Here is a 13,304-nt window from a genome sequence, read left to right as displayed (position 1 = left end):
CGACGAAAACCTCATCAATGCGGGCCATTGTGCAAGTACACGATGCATCATTAGTGCAGAGAGACCATAATGTGCCATCAATTCATGGGCTCAAACCACGAGTGCAAAACAACTACACTTCCCTGTTGGGAGCCAGCACCGAAAGAGCTTATCGGATAGATAAGTCGATACTCAGGCGGTAGCGTAAGCCCAATGCGCACGTACTGAGGAGGGCCGACGTTGTAGCGCGGATCGCTCCAGGCTTGGCCACCGCTGAAATTGGGAATAGGTGTACCTTCAGTTGGCAGACCATTCGCATCAGGCGTCCAGCCAAACGGATCGACGAGATCAGCACCAGTTGCATCAAACGCCCCCTCCCGCTCACCAAACCTCAAGGCAGCCTCGGCGGCCTGAAAAGCCACGTTGCGCTCGCGCATGTTGGAACCCATGCGCTCCTGCGCCAGATTGCTTCGCATGCCTTGGACACTCAGCAGGGTCAGCACCACGAGAATAATGAGACCCACCACCAACACCGCACCACCCTGACCCTGCTTGGAGGGCGCATCCATAAGGTGTTTGCGTTGCAGGGCACTGTGCATTGATTGCCCGTTTCTGTTCATCATGGAGCTCTATTGCGCAATGTTATGGTTGAAGTGAAAGGCATATTTATTTCCGCGCCGTCCGCCACGTTGAGCTGTAGTTTCACAGCTACCACGCTGTCTACGTCCGCACCCGGGTTTTCAACATAACGGGTTACGGAACGACCCACCCCTCCGGCAATCCCATAGAGCAACTGCATATCTCTCACACCTGCAGCCACGGCCTGGCCATTTCGCTGAAGCTCCATGGTGGCCACATTCACGGCGTACACCACCGTTTCGAGCCGCATCACCTGCGAACCCGGGCGGTATTGCCTAGCAAGCGGGGCACTGAGCGTCAGCAAGTTGCCAGCTATGGCATTGACAGTCACTACCTGGGTGGACGCACAGTCAGACAGCAGCAATCGGTCACCCGCAGCCACCGCACCCAGAGGCGCCACAGCGCTCAGTTGAAGTTGGTTGGATGCCGGAGAGGCCGCTAAAACCGCTACCGCCGCACTGCCGCGCACCAGCGTAATACCATCAGGAGCTGCCGCGCTAGCGCCCAATGCAGGCGTGATGGCAACGCCATTGTCAAAAATTCCTGGGGAAAGGTGGTTCAAAAAAGTGAGGTTGCCGCACCCAGGGTTGCCAGCCATCCGGATATCCCGAGTAAGTAACTCTAGGGCAATACGTCCCGATTCCTGTACCGCAGAAAAGGACTCTTGATGACGATAACTGGCACGGCTACCGGCAAAGACATAGACGACTGCAGTCAATACCAGCAGGCTTAGAGCGATGCCAATCATGAGCTCGATCAGCGAGATACCCCGCTGTCGACCAAATGCCTGAGCATGCCGGTATGGCGCTTGTTTTCTCATGACAGTGGCCTCACTTCCGTGCGAATCACCACACAGTCGCGGTTTGCACCGCCAGCCACGCGACCGTCTGTCCAGTTGACCTCAACCACCAGTACCTGCCGCCCAGCCGCAGCGTGGGTGATGCCGCACTGATCGACATACCCCGCAGCGGACCCCAACAGCACAACCCGCCCTCGAGCCCCGGGCAAAAGGTTTTCCAAACAACTCTTCCATTGGTTGACATCGATTGCGGCCATCGCGTTGGCATTGGCAGCCGCGATGGGACGCCCGCAGGCCTGTGCGGCGTTGCCGTTAAAGGCAGTAGCCAACGGCGTAGCGTATGCACAAGCCCCACCCACAGGGCACGCATTCAAATTTGCACGCGCGCGGTCGACGAGGTCATATGCCAAGCTTGTAGCCTGCGACCGGAGGTAAGCGCTGTGATTGAACTTGGTCCCGTTAAATTGCAACCCAGCCAAGCCCACAATACCAAAAGAGAGCAGGACAACGGCCACAAGAACCTCAATCAGGGACGCGCCTTCTTGCGCGTGCACGGAACGTTTTGGCAGCACCCGATGGCCATTTTTGGCAAAGTTTTTACGTGACATATTTAACAGCAAGGTTCAATTCAAGGACAAGCATTTGGGCTTGATGCCACGCGCCCTGCAGGACCCACACCGACAAAACGCTGCAGCCCATTCAGAGTGATCCGAAAGCAACGTGCACTTGTAACACCGCCCAAAGGGTTGAACTCGACCGAACCAGGAACGGCAATCACTACGCCCTGTCGCGCGGCAGGCCACACTCGCAATGCACCCCCCGCATTCCTTGCGACCCAGCCTTCGACCCAGGTACCCGAACAAGTGCTCTGGTCGTTGGTGGAGCACAGGGTGACGTTGGCACCACGCTTGACCGCTTCGCTGCGTGCGAACTGCAAGCCACTGACAAGATCGTTTGCCACGGTGGTGATGCGGTTTCCTTCGATCATGGCCCTGAAGCTCGGCACGCCGATCCCTAGCAAAATCGCCAACACGGAAACAGTGACCATGAGTTCGATGAGCGTGAAGCCTGCATGCTCCTTCATGAAGGTTTGGCGTCGAGTGAAAAATGTAGGGCTGAGCATAAAAGGGTGACTGGTGAAAAACTATACTGAACCGGTGAGCGGCTCAGCGCTTTCTAAAGACAGGTGGATGACTGACACAGATGGACGGCGAACATTCTCAAATAGAATTTTCGCCCGATCCGAGGCGCTGTGATATTTCTCGCATCGGCGGGGGTTTTGGGGCAGCGTATCGAAACCACTTGCCCTGCCTGCAGCGAACCGATCTGCATTTCTACTTCTCTCTTATATATCGGTTAACCCATGAACGGTTTTGAAGGACATCCAGCATGGGCGCCTGCGTTGCTGGCAGCACTGCACACCAGCAACCCCAACCCCCGCGTTGGCTGCATCATCACGGCGCGAGACGGCTCCGTGCTCGGCCAAGGCCACACCCAGCAAGCCGGTGGGCCACATGCCGAGGTGATGGCGCTGCGCGATGCGCGCGCGCGTGGGCATTCTGTCGTGGGTGCCACGGCCTACGTGACGTTGGAGCCTTGTTCGCACCACGGACGCACGCCGCCTTGCTGTGACGCGCTGATTGCTGCAGGCGTGGGCCAGGTGGTTGTCGCCGTTGGTGACCCCAACCCGCTGGTGTCGGGGCGCGGTCTGGACCGGCTTCGCGCGGCGGGCATTGCCGTCGAATTGATGCCGCCAGACAGCGAGGTGGCCCGCGCCGTGCGGGAGCTGAATATTGGGTTCTTCAGCCGAATGGTTCGCAAAACGCCTTGGGTGCGGATGAAAATGGCGGCTTCGCTGGATGGCGTGACCGCTTTGAACAATGGCGTGAGCCAGTGGATCACCGGCGAGGCTGCGCGCGCCGATGGCCATGCCTGGCGTGCTCGGGCTTGTGCGGTGTTGACCGGGATTGGTACCGTACTGGAAGATGACCCGATGCTGGATGTGCGCCTGGTGCAAACGCCGCGCCAGCCGCACCTGGTGATCGTGGACAGTCGACTGGAAACACCGCTTGACGCGCGGCTGTTTGGGCCACTGTCCAACGGCCAGCCGCGCCAGATATGGATTTACTGCGCGGTGGCCGCCCCTGAAAAGGAGGCGGCGTTGCTGGCGCTTGGCGCACAGGTGATCCACATGCCTGGCGCCTCGGGCAAGGTCGATCTGGCAGCCATGCTGCGAGACCTGGCTTTGCGTGAAGTGAACGAACTGCACCTGGAAGCCGGACACAAGCTCAACGGCTCGTTTTTACGCGAGGGACTGGTGGACGAATGCCTGGTGTACCTGGCACCCAAACTGCTGGGCGTGGGCGCAGGCCTGTCCAACTTCGGGCCACTCAGCGCGCTGGAAGACGGCGTTTCGCTGTCCTTTCACAGCGTAGACCGGGTGGACGATGACCTGCGGGTGGTGGCTCGGGTGGCGGGGCGCGACCGTTTTTTGCATCCCTGAACGCCCCTCAGCGGCCGGACCAGGCGAAAAAGCCGCCGTTTCTCGAGAAAGAGATGCTGCGCACCACCCCGCAGCCCCGAAGGGCTCTGAAACCCTGCGAAAATAAGCCCCTATGTTTACCGGCATCATCACCGGCGTGGGGCGCATCGCCGCCCTCCACGCTCTGGGCAGCTCATTGGACCATGGCAGGCGACTCACCTTAGAGGCGCCGCCAGGCTACCTCGACGACGTTGGCTTGGGCGACAGCATTGCGCTCAACGGCGCATGCATGACGGTCACGTCGCTGGACCTGCCCCAGCGCCATTTCACCATCGACATTTCAGCCGAATCGCTGGCCCGCACCACCGGCCTTGCCGACATCGGCCACCGCATCAACCTTGAAAAAGCGCTGCGCGCACACGACCGTCTGGGCGGGCACATTGTGTCGGGTCATGTGGACGGCGTGGGCACGGTGACGCGTTTTGCCCAAGTGGGTGAAAGCTGGGAACTGCGCGTGATGGCGCCGCCCGAGCTGGGCAAATACCTGGCTTACAAAGGCTCAATCACGGTGAACGGCGTCAGCCTGACAGTGAACCGTGTGAGCGACAGCGCGCAGGGCTGCGAATTCAGCATCAACCTCATTCCCCACACGGTGGAAAACACCGCGCTGGGCCAACTGACTGCGGGCAACCCGGTCAACCTCGAAATCGACACCGTCGCGCGCTATGTGGAGCGCATGCTCAGCGCCGGCAACCCCACCCCCAAGGACAACAACGCATGAGCGCCCAAGACACCCTGGCACCGGTTCAAATCTCCCCGGTTGAAGACATCGTGGCCGACATGCGGGCTGGCCGCATCGTGATTCTGGTGGACGAAGAAGACCGCGAAAACGAAGGTGACCTGGTGTTGGCGGCCGACCACGTCACGCCCGATGCCATCAACTTCATGGCCCGTTACGGCCGTGGCCTGATCTGCCTCACGCTGTCGCGCGAGCGCTGCGAACAGCTGAAGCTGCCGCCCATGGTGGCGCGCAACGGCGACAAAAAAGGCACTGCCTTTACCGTGTCGATTGAAGCCGCCGAAGGCGTAACGACCGGCATTTCAGCCGCCGACCGTTCGCGCACCGTGCAAGCGGCGGTCGACCCGAAAGCCGTGCCCGACGATCTGGTGCAGCCGGGCCACATTTTCCCGCTGCAGGCGGTGGACGGTGGCGTGCTCATGCGCGCCGGCCACACCGAGGCCGGCTGCGACCTGGCTGTGATGGCGGGTTGCTCGCCCGCTTCCGTGATCTGCGAGATCATGAAAGACGATGGCACCATGGCCCGCCTGCCCGACCTGCAGCTGTTTGCAGCCGAACACGGCCTCAAGATTGGCACCATTGCAGACCTGATTGAACACCGCAGCCGCACCGAGAGCCTGGTGGAAAAGCTGGGCACACGCAGCCTGAACACCGCTTTTGGCGAATTCAGCGCCACCGCCTTCCGCGACAAACCCAGCGGCGCCCTGCACCTGGCCTTGGTGAAAGGCAACTGGTCAGCCAACCAGAGCGTGGATGTACGCGTGCACGAGCCGCTGTCGGTGCTGGACGCGCTGGAAGTGGGCCGTTCCATGCACAGCTGGAGCCTGGAAGCCAGCCTAAGGCACATTGCCGAGGCGGGCGCCGGTGTGGCCGTGCTGTTGAACTGCGGCGAAACCGCCGAACAGCTGCTGGCCCAGTTTGAGGGCACCGCGCGCTCGGCCCAAGCGCCCGAGCGCGGCCGCATGGACCTGCGCACCTACGGCGTGGGTGCGCAGATCTTGCGCGACTGCGGCGTGCAAAAAATGCGCCTCATGGGCAACCCGCGCCGCATGCCCAGCATGACCGGCTACGGCCTGGAAATCACCGGCTACCTGAGCCGCAACGCCTGACCACCTCCCTTACCCAAGAAACGGAAATCACCATGTTCGGCGCAGACAAAGGAACAGCCAACCTACTGGATGGCAAAAAATTCAGCATCGGCATTGTTCAGGCCCGCTTCAACGAAGGCATCACCAACGCGCTGTATGCCGCCTGCCATGCCGAGTTGCTGGCGTTGGGGGTGCAAGCAAAAAACATCACCCACGTCACGGTGCCCGGCGCGCTGGAAGTGCCGGTGGCGCTGCAAGCCATGGCCGAGCGCGACGACTTTGATGCATTGATTGCGCTGGGCTGCATCATCCGCGGTGAAACCTACCACTTTGAGCTGGTGGCCAACGAGTCGGGCGCGTCGGTTTCGCGCTTGTCGCTGGACTACCAGATCCCCATTGCCAATGCCATTTTGACCACCGAAAACCTGGAACAGGCGGTGGCCCGCCAGACCGAAAAAGGGCAAGACGCTGCCCGCGTGGCTGTTGAAATGGCCCATGTGCTCGAACACATCGGATGAACACCAAACACCCGCCAGGGTTGGCCAACACGCCACCAGCCTGCCCCACCAGCCCTGACACAGCCCCCATCCGGGCTGGCCACACCCCATGAAGACCGACATGAACAACGCTCCCCCCAAAGTTCGCAAAGCGGCTGAAAAGTCGGCCCGCACGCGCGCACGCGAATTTGCCCTGCAGGCGCTATACCAACACCTGGTGGGCCGCAACGAGGCGGGCGATATCGACGCCTTCACGCGCGACCTGGCCGGCTTTCACAAAGCCGACAGCGTGCACTATGACGCCCTGCTTCACGGCTGCGTGTCCGAGTCCAGCGCGCTGGACACGCTCATCACCCCGTTGCTCGACCGCCCGCTGGTGGAGCTTTCACCCATCGAACGTGGCGTGCTCTGGATCGGTGTTTACGAGTTTCAGCATTGCCTGGATGTGCCGTGGCGCGTGGTGCTCAACGAGTGCATTGAACTTGCCAAATCGTTTGGCGGCACCGACGGGCACAAATATGTGAACGGCGTGCTGCACCAGCTGGCCGCCCAATTGCGTCCGGTCGAAGTGGCTGCAGCGCCGGTCAAAGCCGGCGCCCGCAAGGCCCCGGCGCCTGCCGGGGTAGCACCCGCCGCCGCTCCGGCCGCGGCAGACGACGCAGCTTGACCCACCCCGCAATGACATGAGGATTGCCCAGCGGGCGCAACGCGTCGAACCCTTCTACGTCATGGAGCTGGCCAAAGCGGCATCGGCCATGGCCGCAGCCGCACAGCCGGGCGAACGGCCCATGCTGTACCTCAACATCGGTGAGCCGGACTTCACGGCACCGTTGCCCGTGCAGCAAGCGGCCGAACGCGCCATCCGCCACGGCCGCAGCCAGTACACACCAGCCACCGGCCTGCCCGCGCTGCGCGAAGCCATCAGCGGCTGGTACGCCACCCGCTTTGGGCTGGACATTGACCCGGCCCGCATCGTCGTGACCGCAGGCGCTTCGGCCGCCTTGCAGCTGGCCTGCCTGGCGCTCATCGAGGCCGGCGACGAAGTGCTGATGCCCGACCCCAGCTACCCCTGCAACCGCCAGTTTGTGCAGGCTGCCGAGGGCACTGCCGTACTGCTGCCCGCAGGCCCGGCCGATCGCTTTCAGCTCAGCGCGGCGCAAGTGCAGGCGGCCTGGGGCCCGTCCACGCGCGGGGTGTTGCTGGCATCACCGTCCAACCCCACGGGTACGTCAATTGCCCGCGACGAACTGGAACGCATTGCGCGTTTTGTGCGCGAGCGCGGCGGCGTGACGCTGGTGGATGAAATTTACTTGGGCCTGAGCTATGACGATGCCTATGGCCACAGCGCTCTGGGCCTGCCCGATGGGCTGGGTGACGAAGTCATCAGCGTCAACAGTTTCAGCAAATACTTCAACATGACCGGCTGGCGCCTGGGCTGGCTGGTGCTGCCCCCGGGGCTGGTACCCGCGGTGGAGCGGCTGGCACAAAACCTGTTCATTTGCGCCAGCACCATCGCGCAGCATGCCGCGCTGGCCTGCTTTGAACCCGACACCCTGGCCGAATACGAACGCCGTCGCGCCGAATTCAAGGCCCGGCGCGACTACTTCATTCCCGAACTCAACCGCCTGGGTATCACCGTTCCCGTGATGCCCGACGGCGCCTTTTACGCGTGGGCCGACGTAAGCGCCCTGTGCGCGCGCTGGGGCATTCCACCCCAAAGCAGCCCCGACGCCGGAGGCAGCTGGGCACTGGCGTTTGAACTCATGCAGCGCTGCCAGCTGGCTACCACGCCAGGGCGCGATTTCGGCAGCGCCGACCCTGGGCGCTACTTGCGCTTTTCCACCGCCAACTCAATGGCCCAACTGCGTGAGGCCGTGGCTCGGCTGGAGGCTGCGCTGTGAACACCACCGCCACACCCAGTCAGTTCACCTGGCCCGTGCGGGTGTACTGGGAAGACACCGACGCCGGTGGAATCGTTTTTTACGCCAACTACCTGAAGTTTTTCGAGCGTGCCCGCACCGAATGGCTGCGCGCGCTCGGCATCGAGCAGCAAAGCCTGCGCGAGCAGGTGGGCGGTATGTTTGTGGTGACCGCCACCCAGGTGAAATACCACCGCCCTGCCCGGCTCGACGATTTGCTTTTGGTTACCGCCCGCGTGCAAGAAGCCGGGCGTGCCTCGCTCACAATCGAGCAAACCGCGCGCCCGCAAGCCGCAACCCCCGATGGGGATACACCCCTGCTCTGCGAGGGCATCATCCGCATAGGCTGGGTAGACGCCAGCACCCTGCGGCCGCAGCGCATTCCAGCCGCCATCCTCGGCGCGCTCAAGGCGCCCGCGTAAGCGTCTGCGGCGCACCAGCCCGCAACCTTTTCCGTTTCTCGAACTCAGACCGCCATGAACCACGATCTCTCCATTGTTCAATTGATGCTCAACGCGAGCTGGGTGGTGCAAGCGGTGGTGCTGCTGTTGGTGGGCATGTCGGTCATCAGCTGGGCAGCCATTTTCCGCAAGGTCTTCGCCATCAAGCGCGTGCGGGAATTCAACGACGAGTTCGAGCGCGAGTTCTGGTCGGGCGGCAATCTCAACAGCCTGTATGCCGCAGCCGCGCAAAGTGCCCAGCACGGCGGTCCTATGGAACGCATTTTTGCCAGTGGCATGCGCGAATACCAAAAACTGCGCGAACGCCGCATCACCGACAACAGCGCCCTGCTGGACGGTGCACGCCGCGCGATGCGGGCCAGCTTTCAGCGCGAGTTGGATGCTCTGGAAGTCAACCTCTCGTTTCTGGGCACGGTGGGTTCGGTCGCACCTTATGTGGGCCTGTTTGGCACGGTGTGGGGCATCATGCACGCCTTCACCGGTCTGGCTTCGCTGGCGCAGGTCACGCTGGCCTCGGTGGCGCCGGGCATTGCCGAAGCGCTGGTGGCCACCGCCATTGGCCTGTTTGCGGCCATCCCGGCGGTGGTGGCTTACAACCGGTTTGCGCACGACATTGACCGCCTGGCCAACACCATGGAAACCTTCATGGAAGAGTTTTCCAACATCTTGCAGCGCAACCTGGGGGCGCAGTCCCCTGCCGGGCAGTAAGCATGGCCGTCGCATCATCCCGCCGCGCCCGGCGCACCAAAAATGAAATCAACATGGTGCCCTTCATCGACGTGATGCTGGTGCTGCTGATCATTTTCATGGTCACCGCGCCGCTGATCACGCCGAGCCAGATCGACCTGCCCAGCGTGGGTCAAGCCAACCGCACACCCGATGTGTTCGTTGAAGTGATGATCGACAAAACCGAGCGGCTGCAGGTGCGCATGGGAAAAGGCAGCCAGCCCCCGGCCGATGTGGCACTGGGCCAGCTGGTGAGCCGGGTGCAGGCGCTCAGCACCGGCACCGACAACATGCCGGTGCTGGTGAGTGCCGACAAAAACGTGAAGTACGACGCCGTGATGGAGGTGGTGCGCCGGCTGCGCGCCGCTGGTGTGCAGCGGGTGGCGTTGTCTACCCTTTAACGGTACCCGCACCCCACCCATGCAGACCACCGCTGACCACCTGAACCTGGCCCCGCCGCAGCCCGGCCGCTGGCTCGGGCCGCTGGGTCTGGCGCTGGTGGTGCACGGCCTGCTGGTGGCCGCGCTCACCTGGGGTGTGGCCTGGCAGCGCGATGCGCCACCAGTGGCGTTTGAGGCCGAAATCTGGTCACGCATGCCGCAGGCGGCTGCGCCCCGGGCGGTGGAACCACCGCCGCCACCGCCGCCTCCCGTCGCACCAGCCCCCAAACCCCAACCGGTTGCGCAGCCTGCCCCGCCCCCGCCGGGACCCAGCCAGGCCGACATCGCCACCGCTCAGGCCAAGGAAAAAGCGCAAGCCGATCTGAAAAAGGCGCAGGCGGAAGCCAGCAAAAAGGCCGCTGCCGACAAGCTCGCTCAAGAGAAGCTGGCTGCCGCCAAAAAAGCCGAGGCGGACAAAGCCGCAGCAGAGAAAGAGCGCCAGCAGCAGCTCGCGCAGCAAAAACGCGAGAAAGAACGCCAGCTGGCCGAAGAAAAGCGGCTGGACGAACTGGCGGCGAAAGAGCGCGATGCACAGAAGCGCCGCTTCATGGCCCAGGCTGGCGCCAGCGGCGCCCCACAGGCCACCGGTACCGCGCAGCAGTCCAGCGGGCCCTCAGCCGCTTACGGCGGGCGGGTGGCAGCGCGCATCAAACCCAACGTGGTGTTCACCGAAACGGTAAGCGGCAACCCCCGCGCCGAGGTGGAGGTGCGCACCCTGCCCGACGGCACCATCACCGCGCGGCGCATCGTCAAGCCCAGTGGCAGCCCGGCCTGGGACGAAGCGGTGTTGCGTGCGATTGACCGCACCGGCAGCCTGCCCCGCGACACCGACGGCCGGGTGCCTTCATCGCTCATCATTGGGCTGCGCCCGCTGGACTGAGCGGGGCCTTACCGGCCTGTCAACCGTCAGCGCAACAGCAGGGTCGGAATGCGCGCCGCACGCAGCAGGTCGGTTGTTTTGCTGCCCAACACCAGGCTGCGCAGCGGCGAGTGGGTATAGGCGCCCATCACCAGCACATCCATATTTCTGGCCTGAATGGCCTGCGCAATCACGCGCTCAGGCTCGCCGGGCACGATCTCGCCCACCACGCCCAAACCAGCCGCTTCCAGCTTGGCGGTGGCCCAGGCCATCTGTTTGGGTCCGTCGTGGCTGGCTTTGCCCGCCATGAGCAGGTGCACCGGCAAACCGTGAAAGAGCGGGCTGCCGGCCACCATCTCCACCCCCTTGCGGGTGATGCTGCTGCCGTCAAAAGCAATCAGCACGCGCTCAGGTGCTTTGAAGCCTTCGGTCACGGTCAAGATCGGGCGGTCCAGCGCACGCACCACGCGCTCCACGTTTCGGCCCAGGTCGCGCGGGGTGGAATGGGCGGATTCGCCACGGCGGCCCAGGACGAACAGGCGCACGCCGTTCTGTTGCTCGTGCAGGGTTTCGTCCAGATGCCCCAGGCGCTGGCGCACGTCCACAGTTTGCACACCGGCGGCCAGCGCACGTTCACGCAAGCGGTTCAAAAACAGGCGCCCCTGCTCGCGGGCGGCCTTGCTTCGCACCGCATCGGCAGCGGCCAGCTCGCCCAGGAGGCTCTCTTGCGCATTGGGCGTGAGCGAACCGCTGTGGTCCTGGCTAGCACTGGTTTCGGGGTGGCGGTCGATCACGTGCAGCAGCTCCAGCGGCGCGCCCAAACGCTGCGCGGCCCAGGCGGCGTAGTCGGTCACATGGTCGGCAAAAGCGGACTGGTCCACACAGGCGAGCACTTTGTTGTCGGTATTCATAGAAGTTCTCGCTTTCAGTGGCCAGCCAGCAAGTCTTCGGCGCCGTCTTTGTCGTGCACGCCAAACTTGTCCACCATGGTGGCGCTGGCCTCGTTCAGGCCAATGATGTCGACGTCGGTGCCCTCGCGCCGAAACTTCAGCACCACTTTGTCGAGCGCGCTCACGGCCGTGATGTCCCAGAAATGCGCGCGGCTCACGTCGATGCGCACGCGTTCAATGACCTCCTTGAAGTCGAATGCGTCGTTGAAGCGGTCGGCGGTAGCGAAGAACACCTGGCCGGTGACGGTGTAGGTGCGCAGGCGGCCTTCGTCTTCGGCCAACGAGCGAATGCGCAGGATCTGGCCGACCTTGTGAGCAAAAAAGAAGCCCGACAGCAGCACGCCGGTGAGCACGCCCTTGGCCAAGTCGTGCGTGGCCACGGTCACCACCACGGTGGCAACCATCACCACGCTGGAGCTGGCGGGGTGCTCGCGAAGGCTGCGCACCGAACCCCAGTTGAAGGTGCCGATGGACACCATGATCATCACTGCCACCAGGGCGGCCATGGGAATCTGCTTCACCCAGTCACCCAGAAACACCACCAGAATCAGCAGCACCACGCCAGCTGTGAGCGTCGAGAGGCGCCCGCGCCCACCCGATTTCACGTTGATCACCGACTGGCCGATCATGGCGCAACCAGCCATGCCGCCCATGAAGCCGGTGGCGATGTTGGCCACCCCCTGGCCCACGCACTCGCGGTTTTTGTCGCTCTTGGTGTCGGTCAGGTCGTCGACGATGGTGGCGGTCATGAGCGACTCCAGCAGGCCCACCACCATCAGCGTGAGCGCATACGGGAAGATGATCTGCAGCGTTTCCAGGTTGAGCGGAATGTCCGGGATCAGGAAGACCGGCAGGCTGTCGGGCAGCTCGCCCATGTCGCCCACAGTGCGGATGTCCATGTCCAACACGAGGTAGACACCCGTGAGCACCACAATGGTGACCAGCGGCGAGGGCACGGCCTTGGTGATGTAGGGGAAACCGTAAATGATGACCAGGCCGGCAGCGGTCATGGCGTACACATGCCAGGTCACGCCCACGGTTTGCGGGTTCAGTTCAGGCAACTGCGCCATGAAGATCAAAATGGCCAGCGCATTCACAAAACCCGTGACCACCGAGCGCGATACAAAGCGCATCAGCACGCCGAGCTTGAACCAGCCCGCCAGTATTTGCAGCACCCCGGTGAGCACCGTGGCGGCGAGCAAATACTCCAGCCCATGGCTTTTCACCAGGGTCACCATCACCAGCGCCATGGCGCCCGTGGCGGCCGATATCATGCCGGGACGACCACCCATGAAAGCAATGATGGTGGCAATGGAGAACGATGCATAAAGACCCACCTTAGGGTCAACTCCCGCGATGATGGAAAAAGCAATGGCCTCAGGAATCAGGGCCAGCGCCACCACCAAGCCAGCGAGCAGGTCGTTGCGGACGTTGGCCGTCCAGTCCTGTTGGAAATTTTTAAACAAAAGAAATTCTCCCGTGACAGCACGGACCAGCCGCAGCCTCACAAAACGACAAAAAACAAGGAAAACACGTGGACTTTGAGGCCCACAAGTACACGGGGGCCGCAGGCATTCGATCAAGGGGAGGCCTGGTCGGTCTCAGCCCAGGGGCGAGCCGCGCTACGCAACATCCTCGCCCATGCGCGAACATGGGAGGGAATGCG

16 protein-coding genes are annotated in these 13,304 nt (G+C 62.8%); 10 read left to right on the top strand and 6 right to left on the bottom strand.

What is annotated here, in order from left to right; all coding sequences use genetic code 11:
* Positions 1–77: 77 nt before the first annotated feature.
* Genes ACTG4K_RS18280 through ACTG4K_RS18265 form a run of 4 tightly spaced genes read right to left on the bottom strand, consistent with a single transcriptional unit; the run spans position 78 to position 2,540 of the window.
* Positions 78–602 carry a pilus assembly PilX family protein gene (locus ACTG4K_RS18280; protein WP_439115657.1) on the bottom strand — a complete coding sequence of 175 codons (525 nt, stop codon included), beginning with the start codon at positions 600–602 and terminating at the stop codon, positions 78–80.
* A complete protein-coding gene (locus ACTG4K_RS18275) occupies positions 599–1,438 on the bottom strand; it encodes a prepilin-type N-terminal cleavage/methylation domain-containing protein (protein WP_439115656.1) in 840 nt (279 codons plus the stop codon). Before ACTG4K_RS18275 ends, ACTG4K_RS18280 begins: the two co-directional genes overlap by 4 nt.
* On the bottom strand, positions 1,435–2,025 hold the full coding sequence (gene pilV, locus ACTG4K_RS18270) for a type IV pilus modification protein PilV (protein WP_439115655.1): 591 nt from the start codon (positions 2,023–2,025) through the stop codon (positions 1,435–1,437). The genes ACTG4K_RS18275 and pilV overlap by 4 nt, the downstream gene beginning before the upstream one ends.
* A gap of 20 nt (positions 2,026–2,045) precedes the next feature.
* Positions 2,046–2,540: a GspH/FimT family pseudopilin gene (locus ACTG4K_RS18265; RefSeq protein WP_439115654.1), complete on the bottom strand. Its 495-nt coding sequence runs from the start codon at positions 2,538–2,540 to the stop codon at positions 2,046–2,048.
* Between the two features lie 240 nt (positions 2,541–2,780).
* Between ACTG4K_RS18265 and ribD the strand changes: the two genes are divergently transcribed.
* From ribD to tolA, 10 genes are all read left to right on the top strand, one after another.
* The gene (gene ribD / locus ACTG4K_RS18260) at positions 2,781–3,920 is read left to right on the top strand and encodes a bifunctional diaminohydroxyphosphoribosylaminopyrimidine deaminase/5-amino-6-(5-phosphoribosylamino)uracil reductase RibD (protein ID WP_439115653.1); all 1,140 of its coding nucleotides are present in this window, start codon (positions 2,781–2,783) and stop codon (positions 3,918–3,920) included.
* Between the two features lie 112 nt (positions 3,921–4,032).
* Positions 4,033–4,680 (top strand): riboflavin synthase, encoded by a 648-nt coding sequence (locus ACTG4K_RS18255; RefSeq protein WP_439115652.1) that lies wholly within the window; start codon positions 4,033–4,035, stop codon positions 4,678–4,680.
* Complete coding sequence (ribBA, locus tag ACTG4K_RS18250; RefSeq protein WP_439115651.1) at positions 4,677–5,807, top strand: bifunctional 3,4-dihydroxy-2-butanone-4-phosphate synthase/GTP cyclohydrolase II; 1,131 nt, start codon at positions 4,677–4,679, stop codon at positions 5,805–5,807. The genes ACTG4K_RS18255 and ribBA overlap by 4 nt, the downstream gene beginning before the upstream one ends.
* A 32-nt stretch (positions 5,808–5,839) precedes the next feature.
* On the top strand, positions 5,840–6,304 hold the full coding sequence (gene ribH / locus ACTG4K_RS18245; RefSeq protein ID WP_439115650.1) for a 6,7-dimethyl-8-ribityllumazine synthase: 465 nt from the start codon (positions 5,840–5,842) through the stop codon (positions 6,302–6,304).
* Between the two features lie 100 nt (positions 6,305–6,404).
* Positions 6,405–6,950 carry a transcription antitermination factor NusB gene (nusB, locus tag ACTG4K_RS18240; RefSeq protein ID WP_439115649.1) on the top strand — a complete coding sequence of 182 codons (546 nt, stop codon included), beginning with the start codon at positions 6,405–6,407 and terminating at the stop codon, positions 6,948–6,950.
* 16 nt (positions 6,951–6,966) lie between these two features.
* Positions 6,967–8,184 (top strand): pyridoxal phosphate-dependent aminotransferase, encoded by a 1,218-nt coding sequence (locus ACTG4K_RS18235; protein ID WP_439115648.1) that lies wholly within the window; start codon positions 6,967–6,969, stop codon positions 8,182–8,184.
* Entirely contained in the window at positions 8,181–8,624 is a 444-nt protein-coding gene (gene ybgC / locus ACTG4K_RS18230) for a tol-pal system-associated acyl-CoA thioesterase (RefSeq protein WP_439115647.1), read from the top strand. Before ACTG4K_RS18235 ends, ybgC begins: the two co-directional genes overlap by 4 nt.
* A 54-nt stretch (positions 8,625–8,678) precedes the next feature.
* Entirely contained in the window at positions 8,679–9,371 is a 693-nt protein-coding gene (tolQ, locus tag ACTG4K_RS18225) for a protein TolQ (RefSeq protein ID WP_439115646.1), read from the top strand.
* Between the two features lie 2 nt (positions 9,372–9,373).
* Positions 9,374–9,790 carry a biopolymer transporter ExbD gene (locus ACTG4K_RS18220; RefSeq protein WP_439115645.1) on the top strand — a complete coding sequence of 139 codons (417 nt, stop codon included), beginning with the start codon at positions 9,374–9,376 and terminating at the stop codon, positions 9,788–9,790.
* Between the two features lie 19 nt (positions 9,791–9,809).
* Positions 9,810–10,709 carry a cell envelope integrity protein TolA gene (gene tolA / locus ACTG4K_RS18215; protein ID WP_439115644.1) on the top strand — a complete coding sequence of 300 codons (900 nt, stop codon included), beginning with the start codon at positions 9,810–9,812 and terminating at the stop codon, positions 10,707–10,709.
* 26 nt (positions 10,710–10,735) lie between these two features.
* On the opposite strand, the gene ACTG4K_RS18210 is transcribed toward tolA, so the two are convergent.
* Together ACTG4K_RS18210 and ACTG4K_RS18205 are read right to left on the bottom strand one after the other, a co-directional pair.
* Positions 10,736–11,599, bottom strand: a complete 864-nt coding sequence (locus ACTG4K_RS18210) for a universal stress protein (protein ID WP_439115643.1) — start codon at positions 11,597–11,599, stop codon at positions 10,736–10,738.
* A 14-nt stretch (positions 11,600–11,613) separates the two neighbouring features.
* Entirely contained in the window at positions 11,614–13,104 is a 1,491-nt protein-coding gene (locus tag ACTG4K_RS18205; RefSeq protein ID WP_439115642.1) for a SulP family inorganic anion transporter, read from the bottom strand.
* Positions 13,105–13,304: the final 200 nt, after the last annotated feature.

This window comes from Hydrogenophaga sp., assembly GCF_965657535.1.
In the GTDB taxonomy this organism is placed as follows: domain Bacteria; phylum Pseudomonadota; class Gammaproteobacteria; order Burkholderiales; family Burkholderiaceae_C; genus Hydrogenophaga.
This window is presented reverse-complemented; position numbering and strand designations above follow the sequence as displayed.

Bases quoted from the DNA above. Each gene is read 5' to 3' on its own strand.
- ACTG4K_RS18210 (WP_439115643.1), bottom strand. From the start codon at position 11,599: ATGAATACCGACAACAAAGTGCTCGCCTGTGTGGACCAGTCCGCTTTT.
- ribH (WP_439115650.1), top strand. From the start codon at position 5,840: ATGTTCGGCGCAGACAAAGGAACAGCCAACCTACTGGATGGCAAAAAA.
- tolA (WP_439115644.1), top strand. From the start codon at position 9,810: ATGCAGACCACCGCTGACCACCTGAACCTGGCCCCGCCGCAGCCCGGC.
- ACTG4K_RS18255 (WP_439115652.1), top strand. From the start codon at position 4,033: ATGTTTACCGGCATCATCACCGGCGTGGGGCGCATCGCCGCCCTCCAC.
- ACTG4K_RS18265 (WP_439115654.1), bottom strand. From the start codon at position 2,540: ATGCTCAGCCCTACATTTTTCACTCGACGCCAAACCTTCATGAAGGAG.
- ACTG4K_RS18220 (WP_439115645.1), top strand. From the start codon at position 9,374: ATGGCCGTCGCATCATCCCGCCGCGCCCGGCGCACCAAAAATGAAATC.
- nusB (WP_439115649.1), top strand. From the start codon at position 6,405: ATGAACAACGCTCCCCCCAAAGTTCGCAAAGCGGCTGAAAAGTCGGCC.
- ACTG4K_RS18280 (WP_439115657.1), bottom strand. From the start codon at position 602: ATGATGAACAGAAACGGGCAATCAATGCACAGTGCCCTGCAACGCAAA.
- ACTG4K_RS18275 (WP_439115656.1), bottom strand. From the start codon at position 1,438: ATGAGAAAACAAGCGCCATACCGGCATGCTCAGGCATTTGGTCGACAG.
- pilV (WP_439115655.1), bottom strand. From the start codon at position 2,025: ATGTCACGTAAAAACTTTGCCAAAAATGGCCATCGGGTGCTGCCAAAA.
- ACTG4K_RS18235 (WP_439115648.1), top strand. From the start codon at position 6,967: ATGAGGATTGCCCAGCGGGCGCAACGCGTCGAACCCTTCTACGTCATG.
- ribBA (WP_439115651.1), top strand. From the start codon at position 4,677: ATGAGCGCCCAAGACACCCTGGCACCGGTTCAAATCTCCCCGGTTGAA.
- tolQ (WP_439115646.1), top strand. From the start codon at position 8,679: ATGAACCACGATCTCTCCATTGTTCAATTGATGCTCAACGCGAGCTGG.
- ribD (WP_439115653.1), top strand. From the start codon at position 2,781: ATGAACGGTTTTGAAGGACATCCAGCATGGGCGCCTGCGTTGCTGGCA.